Genomic DNA, 18,851 nt, shown 5'->3' on the forward strand with positions numbered 1-18,851 from the left:
TGGCGGACATCTGGTTAAGCTTTGAAGCTGTTACTGCACCATCTGCTATTTTAGCAGAAGTTACTGCATTGCTTGCAATGGTAGGGGCAGCAACAGGTCCTGCTAAATCTCCTGCCAGTTGTATAATCCCTTTTGTCGTTGCCGTAGCATCATTCGCTGAAAAGGAAGTTCCTGTCAGGGTGAGTCCGGTTCCGGCGGTATAGGTAGTATTTGTGTCAGTTGGTGTCACCCAGGTTCCGTCTCCTCTTAAGAAAGTGGTAGCAGTAGCTCCTGCAGGGAGTTTGGCAACGGTTACTGCATTATTGGCAAGGTGTGTAGTGCTAACTTTGCCTGTGCCTATAGAAGTTATCCCTGCATTAGAAATGGTGACATCTCCTGTCGGACTTACGGCTGTGGCCACATTTGAAGCATTTCCCACTAAGATGTTTCCGTTGTTCAGGGTAGTACTTATTCCATTGGCAGTAGGGGCCCAGGCTGTTCCGTTCCAACCAAGTACCTGTCCTGAAGTAGCGGACATCTGGTTAAGCTTTGAAGCTGTTACCGCACCATCTGCTATTTTAGCAGAAGTTACCGCACCGCTTGCAATGGTAGGGGCAGCGACAGGTCCTGCTAAATCTCCTGCCAGTTGTATAATTCCTTTTGTCGTTGCCGTAGCATCATTTGCCGAGAAGGAAGTTCCTGTCAGGGTGAGTCCGGTTCCGGCGGTATAGGTAGTATTTGTGTCAGTTGGTGTCACCCAGGTTCCGTCTCCTCGTAAAAAGGTTGTCGCAGTAGCTCCTGTAGGAAGCTTGGCAACGGTTACCGCATTATTGGCAATTTTCGATGTTGTTACGGCGTTAGTTGCTATAGTGGTGGCTCCGGTGTTGGAAATGGTGACATCTCCTGTCGGACTTACAGCTGTGGCCACATTTGATGCATTCCCCACTAAGATATTTCCGCTGGCAAGTGTTGTGCTGACTGTATTTCCTGTAGAGATTTTCTGCCAGTTCGTTCCATCAAAATAATAATATCCCGCAGCGGTAATATTAGCTGTTGGCCCGGTAGGATTAGAGTCGGCTGAAGAGGCATAAACAATAAGCCCTTTCTGTGCTGCTCCATAGACGGCTGCGGCTGTGGCAGTATGGATGTTATTACCGGATAATTGAGGGATGATCAATCCTTCGGGTTTGCTGCCGTCAGTAGTTTTGGCGGTAATATCGAGGGTTGCTTTTGGGGAAGTATTATTAATCCCCACCTGAGCGAATGCGGTCATGCTGAAGAGCACGGCGGCGGTTGTAAATAAATGTTTCATTGTTTTGTATTTAGGTTGTTGTTCTATTTTTAATTTGTGAACACAAAGCGCACTAAGGTTTTTTATTTATGATATGCTTTTGAGTTTCACAAAGGCGTTCTACTTAAAAGAGTCCGCGAAGCTGATTCTTTAAGACTAATGAACTGGGCTTCGACAGGCTTAGCCTGACATTGTCTATCACATTGTTTTGAACACGAAGAGCACTAAGGTTTCTTAACTATGATATGCTTTTGAGTTTCACAAAGGCGTTCTACTTAAAAGAGTCCGCTGAGTCTATCGTCACTTCGAGTAGATTTTGAAAAAATCGTATCGAGAAGTTTATAAGTTTGATTATCAATTTCATTCTCGATACATTTTTTCTTCACTTTGTTACGAAAAAACACTCGAATTGACGAAACACAAATGGTACTGATAGTTGAACACTAATTTCACAAGTGTTGTGTTGAAATGCTTTGCTGAGATCCCTACGGGATGACAAACGGAGTGGAAAGTGTTCCGTTGCATTTAAAGCATTTGTGTTATTTGTGCATAGATGTTTGTGCTTATTTATGTTAAATATGATGAATGATAATTGATCATTGATAAATGATGTTTACTAATGATCGTAAATATAGGGGGAGGGCGACTGAAGTGATTGGTGATAATTTTTAAGAGGTTGATATGGTTAATAAGAGTATATAAAAGTCTCTTTTTAATATGATTTGCGACCAGGAAAACTCTCAGAGCGGAGTCTATCATTTTGTGATGTTTTGCAGGAAAAGAACTCCCTAAAACAGCTATTGATAAAGAATTATTTGAGTTTCCAACATAATGTGAACTCGTTGGAAGTGTAAAGCAAATCTGGCTTATTTGGTTGACCTGGCTCTTGCTAATGAATGATGTCTTTAGCTTGAAGAATGTTTTACGTTTAAACCTATTATATTGTTTTTCTGATGGCTGACTTTTTCCTGACGGAGATGTTGCAGTGGAAATGTGAACCGGTGATTCAACATATAAATAGGAATCGTCAGAGATAAAAAGTGTTGAATCGGAATAAGAAAAGGGAGTCTGGGAACTGATGAAAACAACAATGAATAATACCTGCAAACACAGCATCCTTACGCTAAAACGCAGGAAATGAGGGAGCTGGGAAAGGGTCATCATTTGTAGTTGCATTGTGTTTAAAAAAGTAGTCTGAGTGGGACTACTTATAGAACAAATGATCTAGCAATCAGTATGATCTTGTTTTTTCAGGGTAAAAACGAGGGCAGTTTCTTTTCCTCTGAAACCGCCAGTTTTTAAAGGAAATGATAGTTTTTAATTGATTAACATATTAAAAAACAAAGCATTATTATTTGGAAGTAAAGATAATTTGTTTACATTTGTCTCAGAAAAGTAGTCCCACTCAGACTACTTTTTTTAATGCCAAGATATAATTCCCGTTTTTTCTTTTTACAAAGTATAGCAAATTGTGAAATAATGACTTAATTCACGGTTGCAGCCTGTTAACGGATCTTTTCTTCAGATCGATCTCGAAATGATCAGCAGGATCTCCATGGGAAAGGAGTGAGAGAATTTTAAAAATACTTTTCACCTTGAGCATCAGGGCATCTGTTCCTTCATAATGATCAAACAGTTTTTCCAATACCTGGTATTGCTGAAGCCTTTCTGCAGGAATATCTTTAAAAGCCAGTTCGTCAGCCGACTGAAATTTATAAAGATCCAGCAGCAGATCTTCCATTTTCCATTTCTTAAAAGCTTCGGTATCTGTTCTTTGTTTCTCTAGCCCTTTATTCTGTACTAACCGTAACAGATCTTCACCGGTGAGGTCTTTTGTGCTTTCGATAAGATCTTTGGGCCAGTCACCCGGGATCATTCTCAGCCGTACCAGCTCTTTCAGGTGAAACAGCATAAAGTCGTGGTAGGAGGCAGATTTCAGAATATCTTTATTCCAAATGGTTTTCTTCCCCTCTTTCTTCAGAACATCATATTCTTTTTCATACAGCGGGAACAATTCATTAAAGCGCGGAACATCATGGATAACTTCCGTACGGACCTCCATCTGGTCAGGAGAATGTATGGTAAGCACCTTATAGGCAGGAATATAAGCGGCCAGTGAAGGCACCTGGATATTCACCAGCATGTTTTTCTCTATTGTCCTGATCCCGGTATCATTGATGTGCATATGTCCGGCAAAATGAACCTGCAGCCCGGCCTCTGCAAAGGCCTTTGCCACCTCTTCTTCCGGCAGTCTTTCCATCTGCCATTTCTTTTCTCCCAACAGCTTTTTGATTTCGTCCGTTGCCCCGTCGTTATAATCGATCATGGGATAATGGGTAAATGCAATCACGGTTTTCCCGTATTTCCTGGCTTCTGACATGGTGTTTTTTACCCAGTCGATCAGGTGTTTTTTATTGGTGAGCACCTTATTGTAACCGATGCCGGCACCTTTATAATTACCTGCATCGGCAGGATTAGCAACGGTATTTTTAGGAATATACGTGTTTCCATCGATGGCCATCAACCAAATTCCCTGTGCCGGCTCTACGACATAGCTCAGGTCAGGAACCGGAAAACCTTCGGAAACGTTGTACATTCTTTTAGCATAATCCGCATCCTGCAACGCTCTTTTGTAGGAATAATCTTGCAGGGAATACTTTGAAAACGGCGTACTCCAAAACAGATTTTCTTTTTTAGGATAAAACCCGAAGTCTTTCAGCTCATCGAGTATTTCAAGATATCCTGATTCTGCAATGTCTCTGGTGATGATTTTGTGATCGGTCTTCCCGATGTTTTCTTTACTGTAAATTCCGAGCGGGTAACCATCCTGTCCGAGAAAATCATCTTTTCCAGCATCCTGCCGGAAAGGGCCAACCGGATCGTGGTTGCCGGTGGTGATATAAAATTCGATCCCGTACTTCTGATGGTACTTATCAAGAATCTTATGCAGTCCGCGGAGATTGTACGCCTGTCCGTCATCTGAAAAATCACCGGGCATCGCTACAATCCGGATTCCTTTTTGGGCGATATCCTCCAGTGCTTTCAGGAAGGCAAAATAGTTTTCATTGAAGATCCTGGTAGAATGAAGCTGGGCATCCATAGTCCGAAGGATGGTTGCCTTCCCCGTCTTTGGATTCATGATCCCTTTAAAATCATTATCGGAAAAGCTTCCGTACAGATCCTGAAAATGAACATCGGACAGAAAGGCAATCTGCACTGGTTTCTCCTGTGCCGAAACAACCGAAAATACAAAGATTAAAAATGAGAATATTCCTTTATTCATCTTAAAAAAGGCGAAGGTAAAGGAATATTTCAGGATGGTGTTTAATTGAATTTTAAATAATTGTGAAGGAAGTTATTCTCCTGCATAAGTACTAATTATATATGGTGTTACTTCTTTCAGGGTTTTTCCATTTTCAGGATGTTTTCCGAAGCTTGTAAAAAATTCCACTTCGTTATTGCTTTTATCATACCAGACTTTATGCATGGCATTATCTATTGTCAATGTATCGGGTCTGGTAATCTTTTTAAAATAGGTGAAGTTTTCGTCATCCATTGGCTCCACTTTTATCTGCGGCCCCAAGTAGCTGCTGTCTGTCGCCATATAGCGGTCTTTATCCCAATACATAAAAGGTTTATCTGTGGCGGGAGGATTTGAACCCGATATGAATCCCAAACGGCTTGAGCTCTTGGGATTGGAAAAAACGACGCCTCCTGTCGCGAGAAGTATTACAAAGGTCATTTCGAGAATACCTAATCCGTTTTTCTTGATGAAGTCAGGTAATACAACTGTAGGAGTTACTGTAATAAATATTTGATGAATTCTTTCAGATATATCATTAAAGCTTAAAGAGAATGTACTCAAATCATTATCATCTAGATTGACTCTATTGCAAAAATCATCAAAACTATTATACCCGATGTATTTACTCAAATAATGCAATGCCAAATCATCAATATTATAGTCCGTATTTTCCTCCACTAGGCTCTTATAGTAGCGTGTGTAGGATCGTTCATCTCTGGAGAAATCGTAACGGTCTTCAAAAAGAGAACTTAAATAACTTGAGATAGAACTTCTGCTTCCTCTGGGAAGCTCTCTTTTTGCTGTTTCAAATACAGTTTTCATTAAAAATCTCTTCTTCTCATACATAACGTTTCAGGGTTTAATTATTTGCTGTCCAAGTTAGACAAAAAAGTACATTAATTTTTACGGTTTGCCGTAAAAATCAAACATTTACATACTGTCTAACTGTCTATCGTCTGTCCGTAGATTCAGATATTTCTGTTAGATATTTGTAAAAGAAATCAGGGGTAAAAAAATAAAAACAAGAAAACAAAAAACCTGATTTCCAAAAACACCAGATAAGACGGAAGAAAACTCCGGGTTGGGAAGCAGATGTTTCTCTTTCGTTTTTGAAGGTTCACTTCCCAAAAAATTTAAGAAGCGCTTCGAAATTTTTTAACGTGTAACACCGCCTGCGATCGGTTTCGCAGGGAAGAACACGAATGCTTTAACAATTAAATTTTTTGAAACAATGATTCAATTTATATTGATGCTACTAGGACTAGCATTCGGACACCATAATGCCCAAACATCAACATGCAATACCAATAACAACGGACAGGTAACCACCCAATTAGCCCCGGGCAGCGGAACAGATCCGGGAACGGGAGTAAATCCGGGAGAGGGAACCGGTGGAGACGGAGAGCCTGTGGGAGGAAATACAGGACAATTACCTCCTCCATTTACAAATCCATAAATTTTCAGAAGGGCAGATAATATTATCTGTCCTTTTTGTTACTTTGCATCAAACTAAATATCATGAAAATACCAATTCTATTTATCTTATTATTAATAATATCTTCTTGTAAAAAGGAAAATATTAGTACTGACGATAATGCTAATTTTCATAAAGCATTTATATGTAGAGAATCAAAAACATACGATTCGGCATTCTATTATTACAACTTAGCCAAAAATGATCTTATTGAAATTAATGATTCAATAGGCGTAGCCAAATCATTGATAAATATGGCAATGATTCAAACCGACAAAGGCGAATTTTTAGGAGGCATTGAATCTTCGCTTCAGGCGAATAAATATCTTAAAAAAGAATCGGATAGCCTGGTTAGAGTTTTACTTGGTACAAACTATAATAATATGGCTATTGCATCTAATTACCTTAAAAACTTTGAAAATGCCTACAGTTTTTATCTCCAAGCATTAAAATATATTGATAATAAAGAAGCAAGATCTGTTTGTTATAATAATATTGGTGATTTGTTAATTAATATAGGAAAACCTCATCTTGCAATACCCTATTTAGAAAAAGCCATGCATGTAAAAGATAGTATTAATTATTCTAAAGCATTAAACAATATCGCTAAGGCAAAATATCTTATTGATTCAAATTATAATCCATTACCGGAATTAAATAAAGCACTAGAAATTAGAAAAATAAAAGATGATGGGGCGGGTCAAAATTCAAGTTTTGAAACTTTATCAACTTATTATTTAAATAAAGATAAGAATCTTTCTCTGTATTTTGCAAGAGAAATGCTTGAGGCAGCAACCAATAATAAAAGTCCTGGTGATCAAATATTGGCATTAAAAAGAATTATTATTTTAGATCCCAAAAATTACTTACAAAACTTTCAAAAGTTCAATTCGAAGACCGATAGCTTACAAATTGTTAGAAACAAAGATCAGAAACAATTTGCTATAATAAGATTTGATGTTGATAAGATAAAGAAAGAAAAAGAGGAAAAAGAAATAGAAATATTACAGCGAAATTTTGGTATTGCAGCTTTAGGTTTGGCTTTAATAGCCGGAGCCTTCTGGTACAGGAAAAGGAAAATACGCCTTGAACAAGAAAAAGAACTCGAAGTAAAAAACACCCAGCTCAAACTATCCAAAAAAGTGCATGACGTGGTGGCAAACGGGCTTTACCATATGATGGTAGACGTACAGAATAATCCGGAAATGGATAAAACCAGAATTCTTAATAATATTGAAAAGATGTATGAAGAATCCAGGGACATTTCTCATGAGACGATCATCGAGGAAGATTTTTCGTCGCGCTTTGTTAAAATGATTTCGTCTTATTCTTCTCCTGAGCAAAAGGTTCTTACCGTGGGATATAATGAGAATATCTGGGAAAACGTTTCTTACAATGTTCAGCTTGAGCTTTATTATATCGTACGTGAAATTTTGGTGAATATGAAAAAACACAGCAACGCAAAGCTGGCCTCCCTTAAATTTGAAAAAAACAAAGATCTTTTAAAAATAAAATACACCGATAACGGTGTTGGAATCGAAAATCTTAATGACCGGAAAGGAGCAGGGATCCATAATACGGAAAACCGTATTGAATCGATTGGCGGAGATATTACTTTTGAAAAAAATCCTTCAGGCGGATTAATAATTCAAATAACTATTCCAATACACTAAATTATGTTTAAAAAAGCACTAATAGCCGAAGACCATGAGATCAGAAATTCCGGGATTGTAAATACTCTCGCAGAATTAAATATTAAAGATTCTGATTTCGTAAGTTATTGCGATGATGCACTAAAACACATTCAGACTGCATTTAATGACAATAATCCTTACGACCTTCTTATCACGGATCTCTCATTTGATAAGGATCATATTCATCAAAAAATAAAATCCGGTCAGGAATTAATTCATGAAGCACGAAAGATTCAGCCGAATTTGAAAGTTATCGCCTTTTCAATAGAAAAAAAGCCTAAGATCATCGATGACCTTTATAAAGTTTATCAAATCAACGGTTTTGTAGCCAAAGCGAGAAATGACGGAAAAGAGCTGAAGAATACAATAAAAAAAGTTTTTAACGGAGAAACGGTGATTCCGCAGGAGATTTTAAACTCCATCCGAAACACGTCTTTTGATTTTACCGATTATGACATTCTATTACTTGAACTTCTTTCCAAAGGCTGGAAGCAGAGCGAAATTGAAGAACATTTTAAAAAGAACGGCATTACTCCGGACAGCAAAAGCTCTATAGAAAAAAGATTGAATGACCTTCGCGACAGTCTTGGTGCTAAAAACAATATTGAACTGATTGTTATGTGCAAGGATATCGGCATATTATAAGGTAGGCCAAAAAGCAATGTAAAAACCTTTCGGAATCTTTTGAAAGGTTTTTTTATTTTTGTTTGTTTTTACGGGAAACCGTAAGGATTGGTTTTAAAAGGGTTATATTTTTGGAGTGTAAAATAAAAACAGTCATGGAATATAAAATAATACCATTTGTTGTCACTGCAAATCAAACTCTAAACGGAACGTAAATTTCAGACAGATTCATTAAACAATAAAAGTTATTAACGATGGGAAAATTTATAATCACCAAGAGGATAAACGAGCAATTCCAGTTTAATCTAAAGACCGACAGCGGAGAAAACATTTTAACAAGCGATGGCTATAATAAGAAATATTCATGTCTGATCGGAATAGAAGCCGTAAGAGCAATGGCTCATGATGATGGGAGATATGTGAGAAAAATCGCAAAAAACGATCGAGAATATTTCATCTTAAGAGCTAAAAACGGAAGAATCTTAGGAAAAAGCCGGCTGTATTACACAGAATTAGCAATGGAAAACGGCATTAACTCTTTAAAAATCAATGCTCCGACTGCAGAAATTATCGACGAAACCATTGACTATATATATGATAACCAACCTAATATATGATAACCAACCTAAATAGCTTTACCAATTTTAGAAAATTATAATTAAAAATCAATAACCATGAAAAAACTAATACCATTTATCATACTTTCCTTCAGCGTATTCCTTTTACATTCCTGCGTGAAAGCCAATGACAGCATAGGACATGATGGAAGATGTACCGGTTCTGCCTATTGTACGGCCTGCTCAAACTGCTCACGATGCGGACATTGCAGCAGTGGCGGGACCTGTGGAGTCTGCAGTGGAAATTCCGGCAAAATCTCCTCATCTTCCGGCAGCTCCTATAAAAAGAGCAAATCTAAAAAGCACAAAATTCCGGATTCTTACAACTCTTCAAGAGCTAAAGCTCCGAAAGTTGAATTGAACGTAAATGTTAATTCCAACAACAGGTATATCGCAGGAATCAATGCCACCACTATTTACGAAAAACCTTCATTTAAATCTAAAGTGATAACCATCGTTTCTAAAAATACCAAACTGATTCAGCTTTCAAAAGAAGGACAATGGTTCAGGGTACAGGTGAAATCAAGTGGTAAGAAAGGATATGTTTTTAATAAAGATTTAAAATTACAATAAATTAATCATGAAACCATTTCTCACTTTCTGTGCGTTATGTTGTTTCATCGGTATTTTCAGGCTTCCCATAGAGTATTATACTTTCCTCAGAATTCTCGTTTCAGCTGCTGCGTTACTCGTTCTGTACGTAACCGTACACGCTAAACAACATTATTTCAGCATTATTTTTCTTGTTGTCCTTATCATTTTCAATCCTGTTTTTCCCATTTATCTCTTCCGGAAAAGCTTGTGGATTCCTATCGATACGGTTACGGGAATATTATTTCTGCTGATCACTTTTGTGGATAAGCTGGAACTGAAAAGTGAAGTCACCAATACCGAAGAAACGGCAGATCATTCCGCCAACCTCAGCGTTCCTTCGCGGGACCGAATTATTAACCCTAAAAAACCAAAAGAAGAACAATTGTATGGAAAACAATCAGATAACGGAAAATCTTAAAGCTCATTTCTTAAGATTGTATCAAATGGCCATCTGTGATGATGATTTCAGTGCCCTGGAACTGAAAATGCTGTACCGCAGCGCCGAAGAAAGAGGTATTTCCTCCAAAAACCTGGATGAAGTGCTTTTAAATCCCATTAACATAAAATCGCTTGTTCCCCAAACGATTGAGGAAAAAGTAGATTATCTGTACGATCTCACCGTAATGATCTGGGCAGACGGAGTCGTTTCTCCCAATGAATATTCTGCGATGCAGAAATACGTGCTGATGTTCGGATTTCTGGAAGAAAACGTAACGGCCATTGTCGATTATCTCATCGAAGCCGTAAAAATTGGAAAAAATAAAAGTGAAATTTTATATGAACTAAAAAACTAATCTGCCATGGATACCACCAGTATAAAAAACTTATTCAAACTAAAATCCGTTCCGATAGAAAAGCAAGAGGAACAACCGCCTAAAGCCGAAATCAATACAAACGAAGAATCTTCTGAAGAAAGCAGGAAAAGAACTTATCACGAATCGGGATACAGAGACAGCTCGCGTACCAGCGGAAATCACTCCACCCTATCTATCTGCCTGGATGCTGTTTATTCCAAATTCCAGAATGAAGAAAAAGAAATGGTTGAAAAACAGCAGAAGCTGAAAGAGTCTTACATCAATGAACAGAAAAACAGGGAAACGGAAATCAAAGCCTTAACGGTTTCGCAGGAAACTAAAGAGGAACAGCTGAAAACCAAAAACAAGGAAATTGAAGACCATCAGAATTCTATTGAAAATCTGAAATCCGAAATTCTTGATCTGCCCAGAAATCCAGAAAAATATAATGTAAAAGCCACCAAAGGAGCTTCTGCAAAATTCTGGATCGGACTGATTCTTCTTATTCCCATTACTTTATATTTAGCTACCTTTTATATTTCCACCTCCTATTCGGCTTTCTTTAAAAGCTTTGATGCAAAAAGCACCGTCATACAGAGTGTTCTGGATGCCAATGCATGGATGAAGGCCTGGAATGACGGATTCATTGAAGTAGCTTTCGTTACCCTGATTCCCTTCGTGTTTCTTGGCTTAGGCTTTCTGATCCACATGTTCGGGGAAAACAAAACAAAAGTCAATTATGTCAAATTAGGCTTGCTGTTTCTGGTGACTTTTGTTTTCGATTCTATTTTGGCGTATGAGATCGAATCAAAATTATATGAATTAAATAAAACCTTTGATTCTCCTCTTTTTGATCTGAAAATCGCGTTTACCAAGATTCAGTTTTGGGGAATTATTTTCGCAGGATTCATTGTCTACATCATCTGGGGCTTGGTTTTTGACTTCGTCATGAAAGAGCATCGTGAAAAAGACCGAATAAGAAGCGAACAGGAAATCAGGCAGAAAAAAATACTTTCTCTTTCAGAAAAAATCACTGCATTAAAAAATGAAATCGAAGAAATTACAGCAAACATCGGAAACATTAAAGAGCTGATCATCAAGACACGCGGCAGGATCGAAGAACTTCAGAATATCATAGACGGCGTTATTATTCCTACCAAAGATTATAAGCTGTATGCTTCAGAATATGTTCAGGGCTGGATCACGTTCATCGGAGAAAAAATTGCGGTTTCCAAAACAGAAAAACAGACAATGATCGACAGCTGTATTGAGACGTATGAAACCAATCTCGAAAGGGTCGGAGCCAATTCGGATACTCAGAATTTAGTGTATTTATCAGCCTTATAAAATCAATCTTATGAAAAAAATATTTTATCTGTTCATGGTTATTTCTTTGATTTCATGTAAACAAGAAATACCTAAACGTCCCTGCATCAACTGTCCGTCTAAAATTGACTCAAATAATATCAATATCAGCATCCTGATCGACTTATCAGATCGGATCGATCCCGAAACCAACCCTAATCCTACGATGCCGTATTTCCAAAGAGATGTGGAGTACATCAAAGCGATTGAAAAAGGATTTTTAAATCACATCAAATCCAAGAAAATTATCACTTACGACGATCAGATGCAGGTGTTTTTTAATCCTGAACCTTCCGATCCGAAAATCAATGACTTTACGAAAGAGCTGAAAGTTTCATTTACCAAAAATACCCAAAGAACCTATTTTGATGAGGTTGATAAAAAGTATTCTGAATTGCCTTTACACATTTATCAGTCGGCGATTAAAGATGGAAATTATGTGGGTTCCGATATCTGGGAGTTTTTTAAAAATAAGGTAAAAGATTACTGCATCAAGGATGACAAAAGAAACATCCTCTTTATTCTCACGGATGGATATATGTACCACGAAAACACGAAGTTTGCAGAAGGAAACAAGACTTCTTATCTGACCGGTAAATTAATTAAAGCCAACCATCTCACCACTTCTGATTTTAAAAATTTAATCGAAAAGAATACTTACGGTTTTGTGAAGGCCAATGACAACCTCAGCAACCTGGAAGTGATCGTCCTGGGAATCAATCCCGAAAAAGGAAATCCTTTCGAAGAAGCTGTTATTAAAGAATATTGGGAAAACTGGTTTAAAGAAATGAAAATCAAAAAGTACGAGATAAAATCTGCCGATCTTCCTTCTAACCTGGAACCGATTATCTTAAAATCAATTTCAGGGAAAAACTAAAAAACACAATTAATATACGCGTTCTGCATTTGATTCATCTCCGTCACTTCGAGTAGATTTTGAAAAAATCGTATCGAGAAGTTGGTTTTGAGGATAAATTTCATTCTCGATACATTTTTTCTCCACTTTGTTACGAAAAAACACTCGAATGGACGAAGCATAAAAAAAATAAGACGTTATGCAGTAAATCCTTAGTGGTAAAAAGATGTTTTCATTTAAAATGATTTACCATTTTAATTTAAACTGTCAGTTTAGACTAAACCGGACTTCTGATTTATTCTAAACTGATAGATTAAACTAAATCAGGCTGCCGTGAGAATATAATATGGTAGATTAAGATTAAACAGATTTCCGGAGAGTGTAATCTGGTAGAAGTAAATTTTGAGGTCTTTTTTAATAGCTGATCGTTAAAGCGAAGAAATAATTCTCCGCTTTTTTTTAATTAATCCCAGTCCGCCGCTACGAATTCCATCTTATTTCCCTGATCATCAGTAAAGGTTAAAGAATGTCCTTGTACAGAATATTTAGTCATATTTTTGAATTCCTTTCCGAAATCCATTTCCAGTTTCATATCCTGGCAGGCTTTCAGGGTAGAGCCGATCTCTGATATTTTTACATTTCCGTCACTTTTAAATTCGGAAGTAAAAAACATCCCGTTGCAGCCCATAAAGGCAGTTCCTCTGATTTTCCCGTTTTCTGCCTTTTCTGTAAGATTAATCTTGGCATCTTTACTGATCAGGTCAGATTTAGAATAATCTCCGTAAGCGACAAGCATCCACTCTCTGTGAAGCTGGGCATCCTGATTTGAATGTGAGGTATTGCTGTTTACTGTACTACAATTCAGCAATATTCCTGAAAATAAAACACTCAAAATCGAAACTAATATTGTTTTCATACGCTTCCAAAAACCAATTTCATACCATTCCGGGGCCAGAATACGGTAAAAATTAGTAAATTAGCGACACAAAAATTATTTTATAAAATGAAAAGAATACTTCTACTATTCACTTTCCTTTTAAGTTTTGCCCAGATGAGGGCAGACGAAGGAATGTGGTTGTTAATGCTTATTAAGAGACTTAATGGTGTAGATATGCAAAAAGAAGGTTTGCATCTTACACCGGAAGAAATTTATTCCGTGAATAATTCGAGCTTAAAAGATGCTATCGTAAGCTTCGGAGGTTTCTGTACGGGAGAAATTGTTTCCGGACAGGGCCTTATCTTCACCAACCACCATTGCGGTTATGGTGCAGTAGCAGCAGCTTCTACTCCTGAAAAAGATTATTTAAAGAACGGATTCTGGGCGATGAAGCAGAAAGATGAATTCAATGCTAAAGATCTGTATGTAAGATTCTTGGTAAGAATGGATGATGCTACACAAAGAATCAATTCAAAATTAAACAACAACATGTCCGCTGCAGAAAGAAAAGCGGTGATCGATGCTGAAACGAAAGCGATCCAGTCTGAAAATTCTGAAAACGGAAAATATACAGTAGTCGTAAGAGATTTCTTTAACGGAAATGAATTTTATTATTTTGTTTATCAGGATTATAAAGATATCAGATTGGTGGGTGCTCCGCCATCCGCATTAGGAAAATTCGGGGGCGATACCGACAATTGGGAATGGCCTAGACACACTGCAGATTTCACTGTTTTCAGAGTGTACGCCGATGCAGCAGGAAATCCTGCAGAATATTCTCCAAGCAACGTTCCTTTAAAGCCTAAGCATTTCTTACCTGTTTCCCTTAAAGGGGTAAAGCCGGGAGATTTCTCAATGATCTTAGGATATCCGGGAAGAACAAACCGTTACCTGACTTCTTATGGAATTCAGCAGATGGTAAACAAAGATTACCCAGCTTGGGTTGAAGCTTCGAAACTTGCCATGGATGTTATGAAAAAATACATGGATAAGGATAAAGGAACGCAGCTGAACTATGCTTCTCAATATGCTTCAGTAGCTAACTACTGGAAAAACAGACAGGGAACGATCGACGCCGTTATTAAGAACGGAACAATTACCGACAAGCAAAAGGTAGAAGAAAGATTTAAAACATGGGCGCTGCAACCGGAAAATCTTGCTGAATATGAAATGGTATTGGAAGATATCGGTATTTATTACAAGCAGACTTCTGACAGAAATGTTGAAAGAATGTATATGTCTCAGCTTTCGAGAAATGCAAAATATTTCTCGCTGGCATTACAGGTAGGAAGCGTGCTTAAAGCGTATGCAGACCAGGATATGAAAGGCAGACTTGCCATGAAGCCTAAAGTAGATGCTGCTTTAAAATCAGCTTACGAAAACATCAACACCAAGCTTGAAGGTGAAATGATGAATTCTATGGTCAATCTTTACCAGACAAGAGTAAACAAAGACGTAGCCTCAGAAACCATTATGGGTCTTGATGCTAAGAATCTTTCTAATGTTGCCTATTCTTCGATCTTTGCCAACAAAACTTCTGCAACCGACTTCGTTCTGAATCCGGACAAATTGAAACTGGATGCTGACCCGCTTTGGAAAATCGCCAACGGAATTGTTGCTGACCAGAAAGTTTCTGCAGAAAGATTCGTGAAAATTGATGATAATTTTGCTAAAAACAATAGATTATTCTTAGCAGGATTAATGAAGGCAATGCCTGAGAAAAAGTTCTACCCGGATGCTAACTCTACCATGAGACTTACATACGGAACAGTAGATACATTGCCTATAAGAACAGACAGAAACTACTTCGGTGTTACAGATAACTATTATACAGATATGACCGGTCTTGTTGGGAAATACAAGAAAGGTGATGAAGAGTTTGATCTTCCACAAAGAGTAATCGATCTTTATAACCTTAAAGATTTCGGTCAGTATGCAGATGCTAAAGGATATATGCCTGTTAACTTCCTTTCCAACAATGATATTACTGGAGGAAACTCTGGTTCACCAGTAATCGACGGAGACGGAAACCTTATCGGTATTGCGTTCGACGGAAACAGTGAGGCATTAAGCGGAGACATCGTTTTCGAACCTGAATGGCAAAAAACCATCAACGTAGACGTTCGTTTCGTTCTTTGGACAATCGACAAATATGCCGGTGCGAGAAGACTGATCGACGAATTACAATTGGTAAGAGACGAAAACACGCCTGCAGATACCAAAACAAAAATGCCTAAAGCAACTTCTGCTAAAGGAAAAAGAAAATAATCCTAACCGATATATTTTAAAAACCGTGAAAGTTTTCTTTCGCGGTTTTTTTATTCTTAAGTTTAAATTAAATCATAAATTTAATGTTGAATTTATGATTCAATTAACTCTAAAATATAAATTATTACTAGTCTAAAAACTAAGCAAATGAAGCCTCAGCCTATACAATTCAACGCCGTCATTAAACAGCATGGCACCATGAACGCCGCTTTCGTAGAGTTTCCGTTTTCTACGGAAGAGTTATTTAATAAAAAAGGACAGGTAAAAATTAAAGCCCTCTTCGATGATAAAGTAGAATACCGCGGGAGCCTTGCAAAAATGAAATCCGACTGTCACATGTTAGGATTGACCCAGGAAATCAGGAAGCAACTGGGAAAGACTTTCGGTGATGAGATTTCCGTGAGCCTTGTCGAAGACAAAGAAGAAAGGACGGTAGAAATTGCGGATGATATTCTTATCGTTTTCGATGAAAATCCTGAAGCCAAAACATTATTCGACAAGATGAGCTACACGCACCGGAAAGAATATATCCGATGGATTGATGAAGCCAAAAAACCGGAAACACGAGAAAACCGGAAGGTCAAAATGATACAGATGATTCTGGATGGGAAGAAGGGGGGTTGAATTCGAAATAATTTGCCGTATTTCGTATTTTACATCGTCAAGGTTAATGAGTAAAATCTTGTTCTTACCCCAACAATGTTCACATTTAAAGTAAAAAGATTGGCTTTATCCATTTGTGATAAAACCAATCATTTTATACTGTCTTATAATTTTGAATTATAGACTATTAATTGAAAAAATAGGTTACTCCAATTCTATAAACATCTCTTCGAGCTTGATAATAAGTCAGGATTAAATCATCATATTGCTTAGTGAGCCCTTTGGAAAAATTTCCTTCAACGGTAAAATGGTTTGAAATCTTATAGCCAATCCCAATATCTCCACTAATTCCTAACCTTTTTCTAAAATAATAAGAATTATTATTCTGTACATCAGGAATGTAATTTAACTTTGGTCCAATAAAAAAAGAAAAATTCTTGTAAAAGTTATTTTTATAATAAATTGGTAACTCTAAAAAGTTTATGGACTCTGTAAAAGAAAACAAAATACCTGTTTTAAAATATGATTTGGGAGTAAATTGCTTTTCTAAAACTATACCTCCATATACCTCATCAATAATATCACTAACGTATCCTGATGGATCACCGTTTTCATCTATGGCATTTACATTAGAATAATTCCATCCTGCTCCTATTCCATATTTAATAGGGTATTGCTGTGAATATATAGCAATGGAAAAAACTAAGAATAAAAAACTATAAATATTCTTATTGGTAAATTTCTTTTGTATACACATTTCCTCATTTTTTAGCTTTTTAAATAATAAAACAAGAGGCTGTCTTGTATTAAATAAATATCTCTACCCATTCCAAAACTCACGATCCAGACTCCTATACTGTATCGCTTCTGAAACATGATAAGAAAGGATATTTTCGGACCCTTCCAGATCGGCAATCGTTCGGGACACTTTCAGAATTCGGTCGTATGCTCTTGCTGACAGATTCAGTTTTTCCATGGCTGTTTTTATCAGGCTAAATGAGCTTTCGTCCAGGCTACAATATTTCTCAATTTCTTTTGGTCCGATTTGAGCGTTGTAGCTTATTTTCAAATCTTTATACCGCTCTCTCTGAATTTCACGGGCCAATAAAACCCGTTTTCTGATCTCTTCACTTTTCTCACCTTTTCTCCTTTCCGCCAGCTGTTCAAATTCTACTTTCTGCACTTCAATGTGAATATCAATTCGGTCCAGCAGTGGCCCTGAAAGCTTGTTCATATAACGCTGCATTTCGTAGACTGTAGAAGTATTGTTCGGATCATCAGGAAAAAATCCGCTCGGACTTGGGTTCATCGAGGCGACCAGCATAAAGCTTGCAGGATAATTCACTGTAAATTTCGCCCGGGAAATCGTTACCTCACGATCTTCCAACGGCTGTCTCATGACTTCCAGTACCGTTCTCTTAAATTCCGGCATTTCATCAAGAAACAGCACGCCGTTGTGAGCCAAAGAAATCTCTCCCGGTTGCGGATAACCTCCACCACCGACAAGGGCAACATCAGAAATCGTGTGGTGTGGTGCACGAAAGGGACGAACCGTCATTAAAGAAGTTTCTGTTCCCATCTTGCCGGCAACGGAATGTATTTTTGTGGTTTCCAACGCTTCTTTTAAACTTAATGGTGGTAAAATACTGGGAACTCTTTTGGCCAGCATGGTTTTTCCGCTTCCGGGAGGGCCAATCAAAATAATATTATGTCCACCTGCTGCGGCAACTTCCATAGCCCGTTTTGCAGTTTCCTGGCCTTTAACCTCGGAAAAATCAAACGGAAAATCATTTATCTTTTCCTGAAATTCTTTCCTGGTATCTATTTCAACTTTTTGCAACGGTTTGCCTTCATTAAAAAAATCAATGACTTCCCTGATATTTTCTGCCGCAAAAACATTGAGATTGTTTACAATAGCAGCTTCACGTGTATTTTGTTTCGGAAGAATAATTCCTTTAAAACCTTCTTCACGGGCCTGTATAGCGATCGGTAAAACACCACGCACGGGCTGTAGTGTTCCGTCGAGAGAAAGTTCTCCCATAATAATATAGTCCTGAATATTTTCTGCAAGAATCTGGTCAGACGCCGCAAGGATACCGATGGCTATGCTCAAATCGTAGGCAGCACCTTCTTTACGGAGATCGGCAGGCGCCATATTGATCGTGATTTTTTTTCCGGGAATCTTGAATCCGACATTTTTCAGAGCGGCAGAAATTCTGTAGCTGCTTTCTTTGATCGCATTATCCGGAAGACCTACCAGGTGATATCCTACTCCGCCGGTATCAACATTAACTTCAATAGTGATGGTTTGGGCAGAAACGCCATGAATTGCACTTCCATAAATTTTTATCAACATTGTCTGTGTTTTGATGCAAAAATAATAATTTTTTATCTTCTGCCCTGACGAAAATTTATGACAACATAAAAAAGGCTCCGTACATTAATCCGGAG

General features: G+C 37.6%; 17 protein-coding genes and 1 pseudogene. 11 read left to right on the plus strand and 7 right to left on the minus strand.

Annotation, left to right across the window (positions count from 1 at the left end; all coding sequences use genetic code 11):
* The 4 genes and pseudogenes from AC3WV0_RS17680 to AC3WV0_RS17695 form a co-directional block, all read right to left on the minus strand.
* Positions 1-1,291: pseudogene (locus tag AC3WV0_RS17680) on the minus strand (hypothetical protein); the annotation flags it as partial.
* A gap of 546 nt (positions 1,292-1,837) precedes the next feature.
* On the minus strand, positions 1,838-2,446 hold the full coding sequence (locus tag AC3WV0_RS17685) for a hypothetical protein (RefSeq protein ID WP_488847415.1): 609 nt from the start codon (positions 2,444-2,446) through the stop codon (positions 1,838-1,840).
* 313 nt (positions 2,447-2,759) lie between these two features.
* Positions 2,760-4,553 carry a metallophosphoesterase gene (locus AC3WV0_RS17690; protein ID WP_488847416.1) on the minus strand — a complete coding sequence of 598 codons (1,794 nt, stop codon included), beginning with the start codon at positions 4,551-4,553 and terminating at the stop codon, positions 2,760-2,762.
* Positions 4,554-4,625: 72 nt separating this feature from the next.
* Positions 4,626-5,396 carry a hypothetical protein gene (locus AC3WV0_RS17695; RefSeq protein ID WP_488847417.1) on the minus strand — a complete coding sequence of 257 codons (771 nt, stop codon included), beginning with the start codon at positions 5,394-5,396 and terminating at the stop codon, positions 4,626-4,628.
* A gap of 427 nt (positions 5,397-5,823) precedes the next feature.
* Between AC3WV0_RS17695 and AC3WV0_RS17700 the strand changes: the two genes are divergently transcribed.
* The 9 genes from AC3WV0_RS17700 to AC3WV0_RS17740 all read left to right on the plus strand — a co-directional run bounded on the left by AC3WV0_RS17700 (position 5,824) and on the right by AC3WV0_RS17740 (position 12,613).
* A complete protein-coding gene (locus AC3WV0_RS17700; RefSeq protein WP_488847418.1) occupies positions 5,824-6,030 on the plus strand; it encodes a hypothetical protein in 207 nt (68 codons plus the stop codon).
* A gap of 62 nt (positions 6,031-6,092) precedes the next feature.
* Positions 6,093-7,721 (plus strand): tetratricopeptide repeat-containing sensor histidine kinase, encoded by a 1,629-nt coding sequence (locus tag AC3WV0_RS17705; protein WP_488847420.1) that lies wholly within the window; start codon positions 6,093-6,095, stop codon positions 7,719-7,721.
* A 3-nt stretch (positions 7,722-7,724) separates the two neighbouring features.
* Positions 7,725-8,387, plus strand: coding sequence for a response regulator (locus tag AC3WV0_RS17710; protein ID WP_488847421.1), 663 nt, complete (start codon positions 7,725-7,727; stop codon positions 8,385-8,387).
* Positions 8,388-8,620: 233 nt separating this feature from the next.
* Positions 8,621-8,983: a YegP family protein gene (locus AC3WV0_RS17715; protein WP_488847422.1), complete on the plus strand. Its 363-nt coding sequence runs from the start codon at positions 8,621-8,623 to the stop codon at positions 8,981-8,983.
* A gap of 57 nt (positions 8,984-9,040) precedes the next feature.
* Positions 9,041-9,556: an SH3 domain-containing protein gene (locus AC3WV0_RS17720; protein ID WP_488847424.1), complete on the plus strand. Its 516-nt coding sequence runs from the start codon at positions 9,041-9,043 to the stop codon at positions 9,554-9,556.
* Between the two features lie 7 nt (positions 9,557-9,563).
* The gene (locus tag AC3WV0_RS17725) at positions 9,564-9,995 is read left to right on the plus strand and encodes a DUF6804 family protein (RefSeq protein ID WP_488847427.1); all 432 of its coding nucleotides are present in this window, start codon (positions 9,564-9,566) and stop codon (positions 9,993-9,995) included.
* Positions 9,964-10,371 carry a hypothetical protein gene (locus AC3WV0_RS17730; protein ID WP_488847428.1) on the plus strand — a complete coding sequence of 136 codons (408 nt, stop codon included), beginning with the start codon at positions 9,964-9,966 and terminating at the stop codon, positions 10,369-10,371. Before AC3WV0_RS17725 ends, AC3WV0_RS17730 begins: the two co-directional genes overlap by 32 nt.
* A 6-nt stretch (positions 10,372-10,377) precedes the next feature.
* The gene (locus AC3WV0_RS17735; protein ID WP_488847429.1) at positions 10,378-11,718 is read left to right on the plus strand and encodes a beta-carotene 15,15'-monooxygenase; all 1,341 of its coding nucleotides are present in this window, start codon (positions 10,378-10,380) and stop codon (positions 11,716-11,718) included.
* Positions 11,719-11,728: 10 nt separating this feature from the next.
* Positions 11,729-12,613, plus strand: a complete 885-nt coding sequence (locus tag AC3WV0_RS17740) for a hypothetical protein (protein ID WP_488847430.1) — start codon at positions 11,729-11,731, stop codon at positions 12,611-12,613.
* 442 nt (positions 12,614-13,055) lie between these two features.
* On the opposite strand, the gene AC3WV0_RS17745 is transcribed toward AC3WV0_RS17740, so the two are convergent.
* Positions 13,056-13,508 (minus strand): META domain-containing protein, encoded by a 453-nt coding sequence (locus tag AC3WV0_RS17745; protein ID WP_488847432.1) that lies wholly within the window; start codon positions 13,506-13,508, stop codon positions 13,056-13,058.
* Positions 13,509-13,595: 87 nt separating this feature from the next.
* Here AC3WV0_RS17745 and AC3WV0_RS17750 point away from each other — a divergent pair, with 87 nt between their 5' ends.
* Positions 13,596-15,797 carry a S46 family peptidase gene (locus AC3WV0_RS17750; RefSeq protein WP_488847433.1) on the plus strand — a complete coding sequence of 734 codons (2,202 nt, stop codon included), beginning with the start codon at positions 13,596-13,598 and terminating at the stop codon, positions 15,795-15,797.
* A 147-nt stretch (positions 15,798-15,944) separates the two neighbouring features.
* Positions 15,945-16,421: a YdeI/OmpD-associated family protein gene (locus AC3WV0_RS17755; protein WP_488847434.1), complete on the plus strand. Its 477-nt coding sequence runs from the start codon at positions 15,945-15,947 to the stop codon at positions 16,419-16,421.
* Between the two features lie 166 nt (positions 16,422-16,587).
* On the opposite strand, the gene AC3WV0_RS17760 is transcribed toward AC3WV0_RS17755, so the two are convergent.
* On the minus strand, positions 16,588-17,157 hold the full coding sequence (locus tag AC3WV0_RS17760; protein WP_488847435.1) for a hypothetical protein: 570 nt from the start codon (positions 17,155-17,157) through the stop codon (positions 16,588-16,590).
* A 63-nt stretch (positions 17,158-17,220) separates the two neighbouring features.
* Complete coding sequence (locus AC3WV0_RS17765) at positions 17,221-18,756, minus strand: YifB family Mg chelatase-like AAA ATPase (RefSeq protein ID WP_488847436.1); 1,536 nt, start codon at positions 18,754-18,756, stop codon at positions 17,221-17,223.
* Positions 18,757-18,851 lie beyond the last annotated feature (95 nt).

This window comes from Chryseobacterium sp. 27AL (assembly GCF_057815395.1).

Excerpts from the sequence above, each read along its gene's own strand:
- AC3WV0_RS17725 (WP_488847427.1), top strand. The coding sequence starts at position 9,564 with ATGAAACCATTTCTCACTTTCTGTGCGTTATGTTGTTTCATCGGTATT.
- AC3WV0_RS17755 (WP_488847434.1), top strand. The coding sequence starts at position 15,945 with ATGAAGCCTCAGCCTATACAATTCAACGCCGTCATTAAACAGCATGGC.
- AC3WV0_RS17760 (WP_488847435.1), bottom strand. The coding sequence starts at position 17,157 with ATGTGTATACAAAAGAAATTTACCAATAAGAATATTTATAGTTTTTTA.
- AC3WV0_RS17705 (WP_488847420.1), top strand. The coding sequence starts at position 6,093 with ATGAAAATACCAATTCTATTTATCTTATTATTAATAATATCTTCTTGT.
- AC3WV0_RS17695 (WP_488847417.1), bottom strand. The coding sequence starts at position 5,396 with ATGAAAACTGTATTTGAAACAGCAAAAAGAGAGCTTCCCAGAGGAAGC.
- AC3WV0_RS17720 (WP_488847424.1), top strand. The coding sequence starts at position 9,041 with ATGAAAAAACTAATACCATTTATCATACTTTCCTTCAGCGTATTCCTT.
- AC3WV0_RS17715 (WP_488847422.1), top strand. The coding sequence starts at position 8,621 with ATGGGAAAATTTATAATCACCAAGAGGATAAACGAGCAATTCCAGTTT.
- AC3WV0_RS17685 (WP_488847415.1), bottom strand. The coding sequence starts at position 2,446 with ATGCAACTACAAATGATGACCCTTTCCCAGCTCCCTCATTTCCTGCGT.
- AC3WV0_RS17730 (WP_488847428.1), top strand. The coding sequence starts at position 9,964 with ATGGAAAACAATCAGATAACGGAAAATCTTAAAGCTCATTTCTTAAGA.
- AC3WV0_RS17710 (WP_488847421.1), top strand. The coding sequence starts at position 7,725 with ATGTTTAAAAAAGCACTAATAGCCGAAGACCATGAGATCAGAAATTCC.
- AC3WV0_RS17740 (WP_488847430.1), top strand. The coding sequence starts at position 11,729 with ATGAAAAAAATATTTTATCTGTTCATGGTTATTTCTTTGATTTCATGT.
- AC3WV0_RS17750 (WP_488847433.1), top strand. The coding sequence starts at position 13,596 with ATGAAAAGAATACTTCTACTATTCACTTTCCTTTTAAGTTTTGCCCAG.
- AC3WV0_RS17745 (WP_488847432.1), bottom strand. The coding sequence starts at position 13,508 with ATGAAAACAATATTAGTTTCGATTTTGAGTGTTTTATTTTCAGGAATA.
- AC3WV0_RS17700 (WP_488847418.1), top strand. The coding sequence starts at position 5,824 with ATGCTACTAGGACTAGCATTCGGACACCATAATGCCCAAACATCAACA.
- AC3WV0_RS17735 (WP_488847429.1), top strand. The coding sequence starts at position 10,378 with ATGGATACCACCAGTATAAAAAACTTATTCAAACTAAAATCCGTTCCG.
- AC3WV0_RS17765 (WP_488847436.1), bottom strand. The coding sequence starts at position 18,756 with ATGTTGATAAAAATTTATGGAAGTGCAATTCATGGCGTTTCTGCCCAA.
- AC3WV0_RS17690 (WP_488847416.1), bottom strand. The coding sequence starts at position 4,553 with ATGAATAAAGGAATATTCTCATTTTTAATCTTTGTATTTTCGGTTGTT.